The organism is Mammaliicoccus sp. A-M4, assembly GCF_022386955.1.
Lineage (GTDB): Bacteria > Bacillota > Bacilli > Staphylococcales > Staphylococcaceae > Mammaliicoccus > Mammaliicoccus lentus.
This window is the reverse complement of the sequence record NZ_JAJNHH010000004.1, coordinates 147,610-163,375: the sequence shown is the minus strand read 5'-3', so window position 1 is coordinate 163,375 and position 15,766 is coordinate 147,610. Positions and strand designations below refer to the sequence as shown.

13 protein-coding genes are annotated in these 15,766 nt (G+C 31.9%); all 13 read left to right on the top strand.

Annotated features, from left to right (window positions below; all coding sequences use genetic code 11):
• Nucleotides 1-8: 8 nt before the first annotated feature.
• A complete protein-coding gene (locus LQ682_RS05630; RefSeq protein WP_135020964.1) occupies nucleotides 9-1,226 on the top strand; it encodes a M16 family metallopeptidase in 1,218 nt (405 codons plus the stop codon).
• Nucleotides 1,227-1,382: 156 nt separating this feature from the next.
• Entirely contained in the window at nucleotides 1,383-3,056 is a 1,674-nt protein-coding gene (gene rnjB, locus LQ682_RS05625; protein ID WP_016998647.1) for a ribonuclease J2, read from the top strand.
• Between the two features lie 83 nt (nucleotides 3,057-3,139).
• Nucleotides 3,140-5,440, top strand: coding sequence for a DNA translocase FtsK (locus LQ682_RS05620; protein ID WP_016998648.1), 2,301 nt, complete (start codon nucleotides 3,140-3,142; stop codon nucleotides 5,438-5,440).
• Between the two features lie 9 nt (nucleotides 5,441-5,449).
• Nucleotides 5,450-6,163, top strand: coding sequence for a GntR family transcriptional regulator (locus tag LQ682_RS05615; RefSeq protein WP_210618340.1), 714 nt, complete (start codon nucleotides 5,450-5,452; stop codon nucleotides 6,161-6,163).
• Between the two features lie 81 nt (nucleotides 6,164-6,244).
• Nucleotides 6,245-7,522 carry an EF-P 5-aminopentanol modification-associated protein YfmF gene (gene yfmF / locus LQ682_RS05610; RefSeq protein ID WP_239723991.1) on the top strand — a complete coding sequence of 426 codons (1,278 nt, stop codon included), beginning with the start codon at nucleotides 6,245-6,247 and terminating at the stop codon, nucleotides 7,520-7,522.
• The gene (gene yfmH, locus LQ682_RS05605) at nucleotides 7,512-8,801 is read left to right on the top strand and encodes an EF-P 5-aminopentanol modification-associated protein YfmH (RefSeq protein WP_064204819.1); all 1,290 of its coding nucleotides are present in this window, start codon (nucleotides 7,512-7,514) and stop codon (nucleotides 8,799-8,801) included. Before yfmF ends, yfmH begins: the two co-directional genes overlap by 11 nt.
• A complete protein-coding gene (gene ymfI, locus LQ682_RS05600) occupies nucleotides 8,794-9,498 on the top strand; it encodes an elongation factor P 5-aminopentanone reductase (RefSeq protein WP_147640643.1) in 705 nt (234 codons plus the stop codon). The genes yfmH and ymfI overlap by 8 nt, the downstream gene beginning before the upstream one ends.
• A gap of 16 nt (nucleotides 9,499-9,514) precedes the next feature.
• Nucleotides 9,515-10,330 carry a YmfK family protein gene (locus LQ682_RS05595; protein ID WP_016998653.1) on the top strand — a complete coding sequence of 272 codons (816 nt, stop codon included), beginning with the start codon at nucleotides 9,515-9,517 and terminating at the stop codon, nucleotides 10,328-10,330.
• A 21-nt stretch (nucleotides 10,331-10,351) separates the two neighbouring features.
• Nucleotides 10,352-10,747 (top strand): helix-turn-helix domain-containing protein, encoded by a 396-nt coding sequence (locus tag LQ682_RS05590; protein WP_016998654.1) that lies wholly within the window; start codon nucleotides 10,352-10,354, stop codon nucleotides 10,745-10,747.
• Nucleotides 10,748-10,811: 64 nt separating this feature from the next.
• On the top strand, nucleotides 10,812-11,393 hold the full coding sequence (pgsA, locus tag LQ682_RS05585) for a CDP-diacylglycerol--glycerol-3-phosphate 3-phosphatidyltransferase (protein ID WP_064204821.1): 582 nt from the start codon (nucleotides 10,812-10,814) through the stop codon (nucleotides 11,391-11,393).
• Between the two features lie 191 nt (nucleotides 11,394-11,584).
• Entirely contained in the window at nucleotides 11,585-12,742 is a 1,158-nt protein-coding gene (locus LQ682_RS05580) for a CinA family nicotinamide mononucleotide deamidase-related protein (RefSeq protein WP_239706451.1), read from the top strand.
• 161 nt (nucleotides 12,743-12,903) lie between these two features.
• Nucleotides 12,904-13,974 (top strand): recombinase RecA, encoded by a 1,071-nt coding sequence (gene recA, locus LQ682_RS05575; protein ID WP_239723989.1) that lies wholly within the window; start codon nucleotides 12,904-12,906, stop codon nucleotides 13,972-13,974.
• Between the two features lie 203 nt (nucleotides 13,975-14,177).
• Entirely contained in the window at nucleotides 14,178-15,737 is a 1,560-nt protein-coding gene (rny, locus tag LQ682_RS05570) for a ribonuclease Y (protein ID WP_016998658.1), read from the top strand.
• Nucleotides 15,738-15,766 lie beyond the last annotated feature (29 nt).

Here is a 15,766-nt window from a genome sequence, read left to right as displayed (position 1 = left end):
GTGAAAAAATGACAGAACAAATAACTTTAGATAACGGAACAGTTATTATTTTTGAAGAGGTACCGAACAGTGAAACTGTGAGTATTGGGGCATATATAAAGACAGGGACTGCAGATGAAGGAGATTATCCCGAAGGTATCGCACACTTTGTAGAACATATGCTATTTAAGGGAAGTAAACATTACACAAGACAACAACTATCGACTGAATTTGATAAAATTGGTGGATATAATAACGCTTATACTACGAAAATGTATACCTGTTATTTTTGTAAAACGTTAAAACGTTTTGAACGGAAAGCGACAGACCTTTTATTAGATATGGTTAAAAATCCTTTATTTATTGAAGAGGAAATTGAGCGCGAGAAAAAAGTTATTTTAGAAGAAATTAAAATGGTAGAAGATACTCCTGAAGAATGGTTAATGGACACGTTAGAATCAGAAGTTTTTGAGAATCAATCTTTAGGAAGAATGATTTTAGGTAAACCTGATAGTGTTAAGTCTATAAACAAATCTATTTTAGAAGATTTTCATAAGAAATATTATCAAAGTAATCGATTAATTGTATCTATTGCAGGAGCGTTCAGTGAAGAATTAAAACAACTTGTAATTGATACATTGAAAGATGATAAGCAAATAGAAATAAAAGACGGAAAAAGAAACACTCAATTTTATGAAAAGAAGAAAACATACTATAAAAATGAGTTAGAGCAAACACATTTCATGAGATGTTATGAAGCCCCTAGTTATAATAATAAGTATTATTATGCGACAAACATTCTTAATACTATTTTAGGAGAAACAATGAGTTCGAAGTTGTTCCAAGTGTTAAGAGAAGAGCATGGGCTCTGTTACAATGTTTACTCAGATTTCCAAAGTTATCATGATAATGGTATATTGACGATTTATGCAGGTACAGATAAAGAAAATGTGAAAGCTTCAAGCGATTTAATAACTGATGTTTTGAAAAAACTGCTAGATGATAGCATTACACAAGAAGAATTAGAAGATGCTAAAAGTCATATTATTACGAGCTTTTTAATGGCTTCAGAATCCAATCAAAATAAAATGACTAGAAATGCTAGATCGTTAATGTTCCACAATGAATTGATAACAAATGAAAAGTTTGAAGAGAACATTAATATGATTGAAATAGAAGATATAAAAGAGGCAACTAAATCATTATTAGCGTCACCTTATTCAGAATTTATTTTAACTGAGAAATAACATATTTATAAATTGATTCCTCAATCGTTTGTGAATTCGTTTAATCAATATTTTATTTATCTATAACTCGATTATAGGTGCTTGTATAAACGATAATATAAATGGTATGATTAAAGAAATATATTATGGACGGGACTACATTTAGGAGGAACAATTTTGAGTTTAATAAAAAAGAAAAATGATAAAATTCGTATCATACCACTTGGTGGTGTTGGAGAAATAGCAAAAAATATGTATATCGTTGAAGTAGACGAAGAAATGTTTATGTTAGACGCTGGCTTAATGTTTCCAGAAGATGAAATGTTAGGTGTAGATGTCGTAATTCCCGATATACAATATGTATTAGAGAATAAAGACAAATTAAAAGGTATCTTCTTATCACATGGCCATGAAGATTCAATTGGTGCGGTAAGCTATATCCTAGAAAAATTAGATGCGCCAGTATATGGGTCAAGATTGACTATAGCTTTAGTTAAAGACCATATGAAAGCAAGAAGAATTAACAAAAAAGTACGCTATTATACAGTAAATAGAGATTCAGTCATGAGATTTAAAAACGTAAACGTTACGTTCTTTAATACGACGCACTCTATTCCAGATAGTCTAGGAGTATGTATACATACTTCTTATGGTGCAATCGTTTATACAGGTGAATTTAAATTCGACCAAAGTTTACAAGGTGCTTACGCTCCTGATATCGCTAAAATGACTGAAATTGGTCAAAACGGTGTTTTCGCTTTAATTAGTGATTCAACTGAAGCTGAAAAACCCGGTTATAATGTTCCTGAAAATGTAATCGAAAGTCATATGGTAGATGAATTTGCTAAAGCTAATGGTAGAATTGTTGTGTCTTGTTATGCATCAAACTTTATACGTATTCAACAAGTATTAAATGCAGCAAGCAAATTAAATCGTAAAGTTTCATTCTTAGGACGTTCTTTAGAAAGTTCTTTTAATGTTGCACGTAAATTAGGATATTTCAATATCCCAGAAAACTTATTAGTACCAGTTCATGATGTAAGTAAATATCCTAAAAATGAAATGATAATTATTGCAACAGGTATGCAAGGTGAACCAATCGAAGCATTAGGACAAATGGCTTTACAAAGACACCCTATTTTAAACATACTTGAAGGGGATAATGTGTATATCTCTACAACTGCTTCAGCTAATATGGAAGTTATTATAGGTCAAACTATGAATGAACTTGTTAAAGCTGGCGCTAACATTATGCCAAATAACAAAAAGACACATGCATCAAGTCATGGTTGCATGGAAGAATTAAAGTTAATGCTGAACTTGATGAAACCAGAATATTTCGTCCCAGTTCAAGGTGAATTTAAAATGCAAATTGCTCACGCTAAATTAGCAGCTGAAACTGGTGTGGATCCTGAGAAGATTTTCTTACTAGAAAAAGGCGATGTTGTTAATTTTGATGGCAAGCAAATGATTGCTAATGAAAAAGTAACAGCTGGAAACGTATTAATTGATGGTATTGGTGTAGGTGATGTAGGTAACATCGTCTTACGCGACAGACATTTATTAGCCGAAGATGGTATTTTCATTGCTGTTGTAACATTAGACCCTAAAAACAGAAAAATTGTTGGTGGACCTGAAATCCAATCAAGAGGGTTTGTTTATGTTAGAGAAAGTGAAGAATTATTAAATGAGGCTTCAGATAAAGTACGTGAAATTGTAGAAGAAGGCTTACAACAAAAGAAAATTGAATGGTCAGAAATGAAACAAAATATGCGAGATAAACTTGGCAAATATTTATACGAACAAACGAAACGTCGTCCGATGATTATTCCAATTATTTCTGAAATCTAATATTTTGTTGAAGAATTTTACAGTCAAATAAGCCCAATATTGGGCTTATTTTTTGCATTATTGATAAGGAGGCTATTCGTATAATGGTACAAAAGAAAAAGCCAACAACGCGTAAAAGAAAAACAACGCGAGGTAAAAAGAAGCAAAAAGATAACACGTTAAAGTATGTCATAGAAGTACTTGTGCTGTTTTTAATAGTGTTAGGCGCTTTTCAATTAGGTTTTATCGGGTTGATGGTTGATAGTTTCTTCCACTTTTTATTCGGCTATTCCAAATATTTTACATATATATTAATCGTGATTGTTTCACTATTGATTACATTAAATGATAAAGTGAAGTTTACAAGACGTTTAACTGGCTTATTCATATTTCAAATTGGACTATTGTTGTTATTCCAAATGATTTTATATTTCAAAGATAAGTCATTTGATTCATTTAAAACGTCATTAAGTGAAACATACTCAGCTTTAGAAAGTAATGCCATGTACTTTAATGGTGGTGGTTTCATAGGTTATCACGTATTTAATGTGGTAAGTAAACTCGTTTCAGTATTTGGTTATGGTTTAATTACATTGTTAATTTTAGTATCAAGTATGATTCTTATATTTAACAAAAAACATAGAGATATAACAAAATCATTATTTGAAAATGTACAAAGTAAAACAAAATCAAAAATGGTTAACTTAGAACGTAAAAGAGAAGAAAAATCTCAAATTAAAAAACAAGAAAAAGAAAAACGTAAACAAGAAAAAATCAAAGATGTTTCAGATATGAAAGAAATTAAAATGGATAATCCACCAGAAACAACAAAAGAAGAAACAAAAAATCAAGAAACATCCTATGATGATATTCCAATTTTTGAATCAACTGAAAAACAGCAACTTAAGAAAAAATCAGTTCCTAAATCAGAAATTAAACAAGAAGAACCAGCAGAGGAAACAAATGAATCTACTATAGACGAAACAGAGAATTTAAATTATAAATTACCTCCGCTTAGTATTTTAAATGATCCACCTAAATCTCAAACAGTGTCTAAGAAAACTGTTCAAGAGAAAGGGAAATTACTTGAAGCGACATTAAGAAACTTTAATGTCGATGCTAAAGTTACACAAATAAGAATTGGTCCAGCTGTTACCCAATATGAAGTGCAGCCTGCTCAAGGCGTTAAAGTAAATAAAATTGTGAACTTGAGCAATGATATTGCCCTTAATCTTGCAGCTAAAGATATTAGAATTGAAGCACCTATTCCAGGTAAATCAGCAGTGGGAATAGAAGTGCCAAATGAACATATTTCTATGGTTACATTGAAAGAAGTATTAAATGAGATGAAGTCCACAACTAATAAATTAGAAGTAGCATTGGGTAGGGATATTTCTGGTGAACCTATTACAGCTGAACTTAATAAACTTCCACATTTACTTGTGGCAGGTGCTACAGGTAGTGGTAAATCGGTATGCATTAACGGAATTATAACGAGTATTCTTATGAATGCTAAACCACATGAAGTTAAACTTATGCTAATTGATCCGAAGATGGTTGAGTTAAATGTATATAATGGTGCTCCTCATTTATTAACGCCAGTAGTAACCAACCCTCAAAAGGCAAACCAAGCTCTGCAAAAAGTAGTATCTGAAATGGAAAAACGATATGACTTATTCCAACATGTTGGAGCAAGAAATATAGAGGGTTATAACGAGTACATTGAAAGAAGTAACATGGAGTTAGAAGAGAAACAAGCACAACTACCTTATATAGTAGTGATTGTAGATGAATTAGCTGACTTAATGATGGTGGCAGGTAAAGATGTTGAGTCATCAATCATGAGATTAGCACAACTTGCTAGGGCAGCAGGCATACATTTAATTATTGCAACACAAAGACCTTCTGTTGATGTAATAACAGGTAGTATTAAGGCGAATATACCATCTAGAATTGCATTTGCTGTAAGTTCAGCGACAGATTCTAGAACGATTTTAGATGGTGGTGGTGCTGAAAAATTACTTGGTAAAGGTGATATGCTATTCTTATCAAGAGATTCTTCTAAACCGACAAGAATTCAAGGTGCTTTCCTCTCGGATGGAGAAGTTGAAAATGTTGTTCAACATGTAATTGGTGAGCAAACAGCTAACTACGTTAAAGAGATGGAACCGGACGAACCTAGTGAATCAGGGGAAATGGAAAGCGAAGATGAATTGTATAAAGAAGCTTATTTATTTGTTGTTGAAGAACAAAAAGCAAGTGCTAGTTTATTACAAAGACGATTTAGAATAGGTTACAATAGGGCATCTAGATTAATGGATGATTTAGAAGGAAATGGCGTAATAGGGCCACAATCAGGTAGTAAACCTAGACAAGTTTTGGTCGATATTTATCAAGATGAATAGGGGGATATTATGTCTACAAGTGAAACGACTAATTTTGTGAAAAACTGGCTATTAGATAAAATTCAAAAAGGTGAACTAGAACCGGGAGAAGTTATACCAACGGAATTCGAGTTAAAAAGAACATTAGATATTGAATATGAAGAAATAGAAAAGGCTATTCATGAACTTGTAACAGAGCAAATATTGTCCCAAAAATCTGGAGAAGGTACGATAGTGAAACCAAGACAACCATTTTATTATCCTTTAGATGAACTTGTAAGTATTACCAATATGATAGAGAAAAACGGCCAGAAAGCTGGTACAGAATTCATTAGTCTTGATGAAGAAGTAACGACTATAACTGAAAAAGAAGTATTGAATTTAGAAGATGATGCTATCATTTCTGTCATAGAAAGATTGAGGACAGCTGATGGAGAACCAGTTGTATATTGCTTAGATAAAATTTCTGCAGATCTATTTCCATGTAGTGACTATCATTCTAATTTATCTCTATTATCCGCAATAGAGAATAAAATAGAATATAAAATCACTCGTGCTGATACATCGATAGAATCTATTAGCTATGAGCCTTACATTAGTGAAATATTAAATTCTCATCCTGATGATGCTATGATGTTACTTACTCAAATTCATTACGATGAACAAGAAAGACCTGTTCTTTATTCATTAAATTACTTCAAAAGTAGTCTTGTTAAGTTTCGAATCAAACGAAATAGGATATAATCATTATATTACACAGAAACAAAGTAACAATTGTTGCTTTGTTTCTGTATATCTATACATAAAAAAAGAGAGGTATCAAAAATGATAACAACTGAACATATACAATTAGCATCTAACGACGTTTATGTGATACCAACAAAGAAATTTAAAACAACAACAATTGTCTTTAAATTTGTTGCGCCACTAGATAGCGAAACAATCACTTCGAGGTCTATATTAAGTAAATTATTAACTAGAGTAACGAAGAAATATCAAACTGATAAAGAAATGAATAACTTGTTAGCAGATTTATACGGTGCACATTTATTTAGTTATGTGAATAAACAAGCGCACAATCATATCATGACGATAGGTATAGAAATCGTAAATGAAAAGTATTTGAATAGTGAGTTTTCATTATTAGAAAAAGCTGTACAATTATTACATGAAGTTATATTTAATCCATACATAGAAAGCAATCAATTTAATGAAAAATATACAGAACAAGAAAAATTTTTACTAAAGAAAAAATTAACTGCGATTGAAGAAAATAAATCTCAACGTGCATTCCTGCAATTTTTAAATCATATGTTTGAAAATGAACCATATAGATTTTTAGCAACGGGCCATTTAGAAGATATAGACAGTATTAATGCACAAAATTTAGTACAAACATATCAAGACTTGCTTGAAGAAAACGCAATTTCAACTTATGTTATTGGGAACGTTGACTTAGAAGAAGTTAAATCTTTATGCAAAAAATATTTTACTTTTGAACATAATAATAAAATGGAAATTGAAACATCTGCAATAAAACATATTGATCAAGTTAAAGAAATTACTGATTATACTGAAATTGATCAAGCGAAGTTAAACATGGGGTACCGTTTCCCTATTACATTCCATTCTAAAGAATACTATTCTTTCTTAGTATTAAACATGTTATTGGGTGGCGATGCGTCTTCTATATTGTTTAGTGAAGTAAGAGAAAAACAAAGTTTAGCATATTCTATACATTCACAAATTGATGCGAGAAATGGTTTCTTATATATAGTTGGTGGCATATCTAAAGATAAAGTACAAGTGGCTAAAGAAACGATATTAAATATTTATAAAGATTTACAAGAGGGCCACTTTGAAGACAACAAGTTAGAACTAGCCAAGAAAGTTCTTATATCAAATGCACAAGAAATGTTCGATAAACAAAGACAAATGGTTGATTTATTGCATATGCATGCAAGATATCAATCCGTATATGATTATGAAGAATGGATTAAAGAAATAAATTCTATAACTAAAAAAGATATTATGAACATTTCACAACAAGGACAATTAGATACGATATATATACTGACTGAAGGTGAAAAAGATGACGAATAAATACTATGAACAAATAGATGAGACAGTATTTGAAGAAACTTTAGAAAATGGATTAAAAGTAGTCGTTATTCCTAAAAAAGGTTTTTATAAAACTTTTGTTACATATACAACTAAATTTGGTTCGTTAGACCATACTTTTAAACCACATGGAGAAACAGAATATGCAACGGTTCCTGATGGTGTTGCCCATTTTCTAGAACATAAATTATTTGAAAAAGAAGAAGGAGATGTATTTACAAGTTTTGCTGAAAACGACGCACAAGTAAATGCATTTACAACATTTGATCGAACAAGCTATTTATTTAGCGCTACTGACCATGTTCACGACAATATTATTAGATTACTAAAAATGATTGAAAGCCCATATTTTACAGAACAAACTGTAGAAAAAGAAAAAGGTATTATTGCTGAAGAAATCAAAATGTACCAAGAACAACCAAATTATAAGTTGATGTTTCAAACATTAGGCGCTTTGTACCATAAACATCCGGTTCAAATTGATATTGCTGGATCAGTTGAAAGTATATATAAAATAACAGCAGATGATTTATATTTATCTTATGAAACATTTTACCATCCTGCTAATATGGTATTAATTGTTGTGGGTGATGTAGACCCTGAAGAAACAATTGAATTAGTAAGGGAACATGAAGCAACAAGAGAATTAAGTGAAATGCCTCCTATAGAACGTCAACCATTTAACGAACCAGAATCAGTACACCAAGAGTATGTAGAAACAAAAATGGAGATTGTTCATGAAAAATCAATGGTTGCATTTAAATTCAAACCTAACAGTATTTCTGATGAAATAAGAGTTAAAAATGATATTGAAATGATGCTCGCTTTAGATTTAATGTTCGGTGAACAAACAGACTTTTATCAAAAACTACTTGAGCAAGATGTGATTGATGATACTTTCGGTTACCAATTTGCTAATGAAGCTACTTATAGTTACTTGATATTAGCTGTTTCTACAGACAAACATGAGCAATTTAAGTCAGCAATATTTGAAGAATTACAAAGTTATATAGAAAATGGTTTCGATGTATCAGAATTAAATAGATTAAGAAAACAAACATTAGGTGAAATTGTATCGAGTTTAAATTCACCTGAATATATTGCTAATCAGTATACAAAATTTTATTTTGAAGGGGTAGAACTTTTCAGATTAATAGATATTTTAGAGTCAATCACAGTTGATAGCGTACACCATACATTAAAATCGCTTATTAATTTTGATAATGTCGTAGAAAGTCGTTTGGTGAAAGATAATGGCTAAATCATTAATTATTGGAGGAAGCGGTGATATAGGTCTTTCAATAGTTGATGAATGCCTAGCACGAGGCGATGAAGTTATATTACATTATAATAATGCAGATATAGAAACATTAAAATCGCGCTATAAACATCAACCAGTTTCATTTTTGAAATTAGATCTTACAGAAAAAATAACATTTCGTGAACTGGATGAAATTAATCATATTGACCATTTAATTTATGTTGCTGGTCAATCATTATTTGGCGCCATTCAAGATATGTCTGACGAGGATATTGATGGACAATATTTGATAAATGTTTATAATTTAATAAAAGTTGTACAAGCATTAGTGGATCGTTTAAGGCAAAGTGATAATGGACGCATCATAGTCATCTCATCAATCTGGGGAGAAACAGGTGCTAGCTATGAAACGATTTATTCTACCATGAAAGCTGCGCAACTTGGATTTATAAAATCTCTTGCAAAAGAATTAGCTTTAACATCCATTACAGTTAACGCTATAACTCCAGGTGTCGTTCATGGTAAAATGACAAATGAACTAGATGAAATGACACAAATACAATTAAAAGAAGATATACCACAAAATCGATTTATCACTACTAAAGAGATTAGTTCATGTGTAGCTTATTTATTGGACCCGTTATCTCAAAGTGTGACAGGACAAGTACTTCGTATTAACGGTGGATGGTATACTTAATATTGGGGTGGATATTATGGGAGAAGTCATTAAAAAAGAATGGTATTTAGAATATGATATTCAAGTAAACAGAGCAGGGTTGTTAGGTGATATTTCTAGTTTACTAGGTATATTAGGCATTAACATTATTACTATTAATGGTGTAGATCAAGGTAGGCGTGGATTACTTATAAAGACAGATGATATGGATAAAGTAAAACGCTTTGAGAACATCGTAAAAGAAATTGATGACATTACAATAAAAAAATTACGAACTCCTGGTTTAAGAGATAGATTAGCAGTAAGGCATGGGCGATATATTAAACGTGATATAGATGATAAAAAAACATTTCGTTTTGAAAGAAAAGATTTAGGTTTGCTAGTTGATTTTATGGCTGAGTTATTTAAAGAAGATAGACATAAATTAATTGGTGTAAGAGGTATGCCACGTGTTGGTAAAACAGAATCAGTTGTTGCAGCAAGTGTGTGTGCACATAAAAAATGGTTGTTTATCAGTTCTACTTTAATCAAACAAACTGTAAGAAGTTCATTGCTTAAAGGTGAATATAGCGATAAAAACGTTTATATTATTGATGGTGCTGTCACTTCAAAACAAACCGACGAAAAACATAAACAACTCGTGAGAGAAGTGATGAGTCTACCGACAATTAAAGTCGTAGAACACCCTGATCTATTTGTACAGCGTTCTGAATATAGTTTAGAAGACTTTGACTATATTATTGAGTTGAGAGAAACTGAAGATCAAGAAATTACATATGAACAATTAAATAAAAATGATTTATTTTCAAATGATAGTATGGGATTTGGTGATGGATTTGGATTCTTTGAATAATCTTGTAGAGGTGGAAAAAGTTTGAAAAATATTGGCGAGATTTTACGAAATAAAAGAGAGCAACTTGGTATGACGTTAGTTGAATTAGAAGAAAAGACCAAAATTCAACGTCAATTTCTAGTCATGATAGAAAAAAATGATTTTGAAAATTTACCAAATCCAGATTATACGAGAGGCTTTATTACAAAATATGCTTCATCTATTAATATGAGTCCTAAAGAATTAATAGATAAACATCAAAGTGAATTACCTAAATCAGCACCATCTGCAAAAGAAGCATTTCGCCAGCTTACACAAGAAAAAAGAAGCCAGTCAGAAATATCAGAAAATAATATGGTTTCTAAATTAATCATTCAAATGGTTACATTTTTTGGCCTATTACTTATCTTATGGATATTGTTGATAATAATCGTTTAATTCTCAGTATGATTGATTTATAATAGTATTATTATGGGATTGATAGTAAAGAAGGAGAAAGCATATGAATATTCCTAACCAATTGACGGTATTACGTGTTATATTAATACCTGTTTTTGTACTTTTCTTACTTGTAGATTTTAATATGGGTAAGATGGATTTCTTATTTGGACAAGAAATGAGAATTGAACAATTTATCGCCGCTATTATTTTTATAATAGCATCTGCTACTGATTGGTTTGATGGTTACTTGGCAAGAAAGTGGCAACTCGTTACTAATATGGGGAAATTTTTAGATCCATTAGCTGACAAATTATTAGTTGCAAGTGCATTAATAGCGCTAGTGGAATTAGACAAAGTTTCTTCAGTTATAGCTATTATTATTATAGCAAGAGAATTTGCCGTTACTGGTTTAAGACTTTTACAAATAGAACAAGGATTTGTAAGTGCAGCTGGGCAATTAGGTAAAATCAAAACTGCCGTTACGATGGTGGCACTCGTATTTATTTTATTACAAGAACCATTTTCTATGTTATGGCAAATTAATTTAGGTCAATGGTTATTGTACATAGGAACATTCTTTACAATCTTATCTGGTATTGAATACTTTTACCATGGTAGAGATGTGTTTAAAGGCTCAAAATAGTTATATCTTGTAAAGAGTCCGGGACATATTCAATGTCTCAGGCTCTTTTGTTATATTGGCAGTAGTTAACTGAATTGAAGATTGTTTATGCTAAACTCATTTAATTCTTGTTATCTTTGCTATGATGGGGCAACGAAATCTTATGAGAACAAGAGATTGATGTCCTTTTCACTTTCTTTAGGAGGAATAAAATGAAAGTAAGTATACTTAGTGTAGGAACAGAAATTTTATTAGGTCAGATTGCAAATACTAATGCTCAGTTTATATCAAAAACGTTTAATGAACTTGGTGCTAGTATAATGAGACACGTAGCAGTAGGAGATAACCCTTCTAGGCTTGAGCGTGCAATACAAGAAGAATTGGCGGCACATGACGTGGTCATTTTAACAGGTGGTTTAGGTCCTACTAAAGATGACTTAACGAAACAAACAGTAGCTAATGTGTTAGGAAGAGGTTTAGAAACAAATAAAGAAGCGATGGAATTTATTGAGCAATATTTTAAGAATGAAAATAGACCGATGACACCAAATAATAAACAGCAAGCGCTAGTTATTGAAGGAAGCAAAGTGTTAAAAAATGATGTTGGTATGGCTCCAGGTATGTATGTTGAACATGAAGATAAAAAAATCGTGTTATTACCTGGACCACCTAGAGAATTAAAGCCAATGGTAACACAATATCTTGTACCTTATTTTTTAAATGAGGAACGTGTTATTCATTCTGAATCATTAAAATTTGCTGGTATCGGAGAATCAAGACTTGAAACAGAGTGTATGGACTTAATTGACAACCAAACTAATCCGACAATTGCACCACTAGCTGGTTCACATGAAGTTTCCCTAAGAATCACAGCAAATTCAAATACTAAACAGGAAGCTTTGGAATTAATAAATCCAGTAAAAGAAGAAATTTTAAATCGAATAGGTTCATATTATTACGGTAGTGATGATACTACGATGGAAGAAGCTGTTTTTTCACATACAGATAAGCCCTTTTTAGTATACGATGGTATTACAGATGGTATACTGTTATCAAGGTTGAAATTAAATGATAAAAGTGAAAAATACTTAAAAGGTTATGTCATACAAGAAGAAAGTATTGATCAACTATTAAATATTTCTAAGCAAGATAATGTTGAGAACATTGCTTTTAAATTAAAAGAAAGATTTAATGTAGATACTGTCTTAATATTATTGGAACAAGATGAAGAATCGATGGTCTATATTTCAGATGTGCAAAAACACAAAAAATTTAATTCTAGACTGAGTCAATCTTATGCTGGGAAACGTGATAGAATCAGTAATATAGCGCTTATTGAATTTTTGAATTTTTTAAGAGAACAAGCATAAATTCATAAAAGTGGCACTTATGTTCGCATTTATTAAGAAAACACACATAAAAACACGAACAAATATTCGCTTTATACTTGCATTTTAAGAGAAAAAGATTTATAGTAAATGATAGCTAATTAAACAAGTAAACTCATTTTATATATATAGGAGGTTATCGCGTGAACGAACAACGTCAGAAAGCACTCGATACAGTAATTAAGAATATGGAAAAATCCTTTGGTAAAGGGGCAGTTATGAAACTTGGGGATAACACAAGTAGAGAAGTTTCAGCTGTGTCCAGTGGATCTATTACATTAGATAAAGCTTTAGGAGTAGGTGGATATCCTAAAGGACGTATTATTGAAATATATGGACCAGAAAGTTCTGGTAAGACAACTGTTGCGCTTCATGCTATTGCAGAAGCTCAACGTCAAGGAGGCGTAGCTGCGTTTATCGATGCTGAGCATGCTTTAGACCCAGTTTATGCTAAGAATTTAGGCGTAGATATAGATAACCTTTATTTATCACAACCTGACCACGGGGAACAAGGACTAGAGATTGCTGAAGCATTCGTAAGAAGTGGTGCTGTTGATATTATTATCGTTGACTCTGTAGCTGCTCTTACACCTAAGGCTGAAATTGAAGGCGAAATGGGCGATACACACGTTGGTTTACAAGCTCGTCTAATGAGCCAAGCTTTACGTAAATTATCAGCTGCAATATCTAAATCAAATACAACTGCAATATTTATCAACCAAATCCGTGAAAAAGTAGGCGTTATGTTCGGTAACCCTGAAGTTACACCTGGTGGTCGTGCACTTAAATTCTATAGTTCTGTTCGTTTAGAAGTGCGTAGAGCCGAACAATTGAAACAAGGTCAAGAAGTTGTAGGTAACCGTACTAAGATTAAAGTTGTTAAGAACAAAGTGGCACCACCATTTAGAGTAGCAGAAGTTGATATTATGTACGGTGAAGGTATTTCACGTGAAGGCGAATTAATCGATTTAGCTGTTGAATATGAAATCGTCGATAAATCAGGTGCTTGGTATTCTTATAATGGTGAAAGAATGGGACAAGGTAAAGAAAATGTTAAAACATACTTGAAAGAAAACCCAGCTATCATTGAAGAAATTGATTCTATTCTTAGAAATGAATTAGGTTTTAATGGTAAACCTAAAGAAGAAGCTAAAAAAGATAAGAAAGATAAAAAAGAAGAAAATCCTGAGCAAGAAACATTGCTAGATCAATAACTTTTATTAGCGTTCTATAAATCACTTGTAATGAGATGATTTATAGAACGCTTTTTTATTGAAATCATATGAAAAATAAAGGTGATGTCCTTGACACTTGTACAAATTTAAACGTACAATTGAGTTGTATGATTCCATAGTTTCATTTAATCATATTTTTGTATATATAAGACGTAAAAACCTAGATAGAAGGAGGTGTTTATGTGGACTTATTAACCCTCTTACTCATTTTGCTAGGAGTTATTCTAGGTGTTGTTGTAGGATACTTTTTCGCACAAAATAGCTTAACGAAAAAGCAAGATCAAGCTCGTCAGTCAGCTCACTATATTTTAAGTGAAGCGAACAAAGAAGCTGAGAGCCTAAAGAAAGAGAAATTGCTAGAAGCAAAAGAAGAAAATCAACAAATTAGAGATCATCTTGATAGTGAAATTCGAGAGAGAAGAAGTGACCTACAAAAACAAGAATCAAGATTACTTCAAAAAGAAGAAAATTTAGAGCGCAAATCTGATCTTTTAGACAAAAAAGATGAAATTCTAGAAAACAAAGAAGCTAAAATTGAAGAGCGACAACAACAGGTAGATGCAAAAGAGAGTAATGTTCAAGACATAATAACGAAACATGAACAAGAACTAGAACGCATCTCCGGATTGACACGCGAAGAAGCTCGTAAAGAGCAATTTTCAAAAGTCGAAGAAGAACTGTCACATGATATTGCCGTACTTGTAAAGGAAAAAGAACGTGAACTTAAATCAAATGTTGATAAGAAAGCAAAAGAACTGTTAGCTACTACAGTACAAAGATTAGCGGCAGATCATACTTCAGAATCAACAGTATCAGTCGTGAATTTACCAAACGATGAAATGAAAGGACGTATCATCGGTCGTGAAGGTCGAAATATACGTACTTTAGAAACATTAACAGGAGTAGATTTGATTATAGACGATACACCAGAAGCAGTAATATTATCTGGTTTTGACCCAATTCGAAGAGAAATTGCTAAGACAGCCTTAACTAATTTAGTATCTGATGGACGTATACATCCAGGTCGAATTGAAGATATGGTTGAAAAAGCAAGAAGAGAAGTAGATGACTTGATGAGAGAATCAGGAGAACAAGCTACCTTTGAATTAGGTATTCATAACTTACATCCAGAATTAGTTAAGATATTAGGAAGAATGAAATATCGTACAAGCTACGGTCAAAGTGTTCTGAAACACTCTATAGAAGTTGCACAACTTTCAGGAATGTTAGCAGCTGAATTAGGTGAAGATGAAACATTAGCGAAACGTGCAGGTTTATTACATGATATTGGTAAAGCTATCGATCATGAAGTTGAAGGCAGCCATGTTGAAATAGGGGTAGAACTTGCTAAGAAATATCATGAACATGATACAGTCATAAATGCAATACACTCACATCATGGGGATGTAGAACCGACATCAGTCATCTCTATACTCGTAGCTGCTGCAGACGCATTAAGCGCTGCTAGACCAGGAGCTAGACGTGAGACATTAGAAAACTATGTTAAACGACTAGAGAGATTAGAAGAAATATCTGAAGACTATGACGGTGTTGAAAAAGCATATGCGATTCAAGCAGGTAGAGAAATTAGAGTAATAGTATCACCTGAAGATATTGATGACTTAAAAGCACATAGAATAGCAAAAGGTATTAAAGACCAAATAGAAAGTGAATTACAATATCCAGGGCATATTAAAGTGACAGTTGTCCGGGAGATGAGAGCAACTGAATACGCAAAATAATAATTATTAAATTAAAAATCCTACAGCCA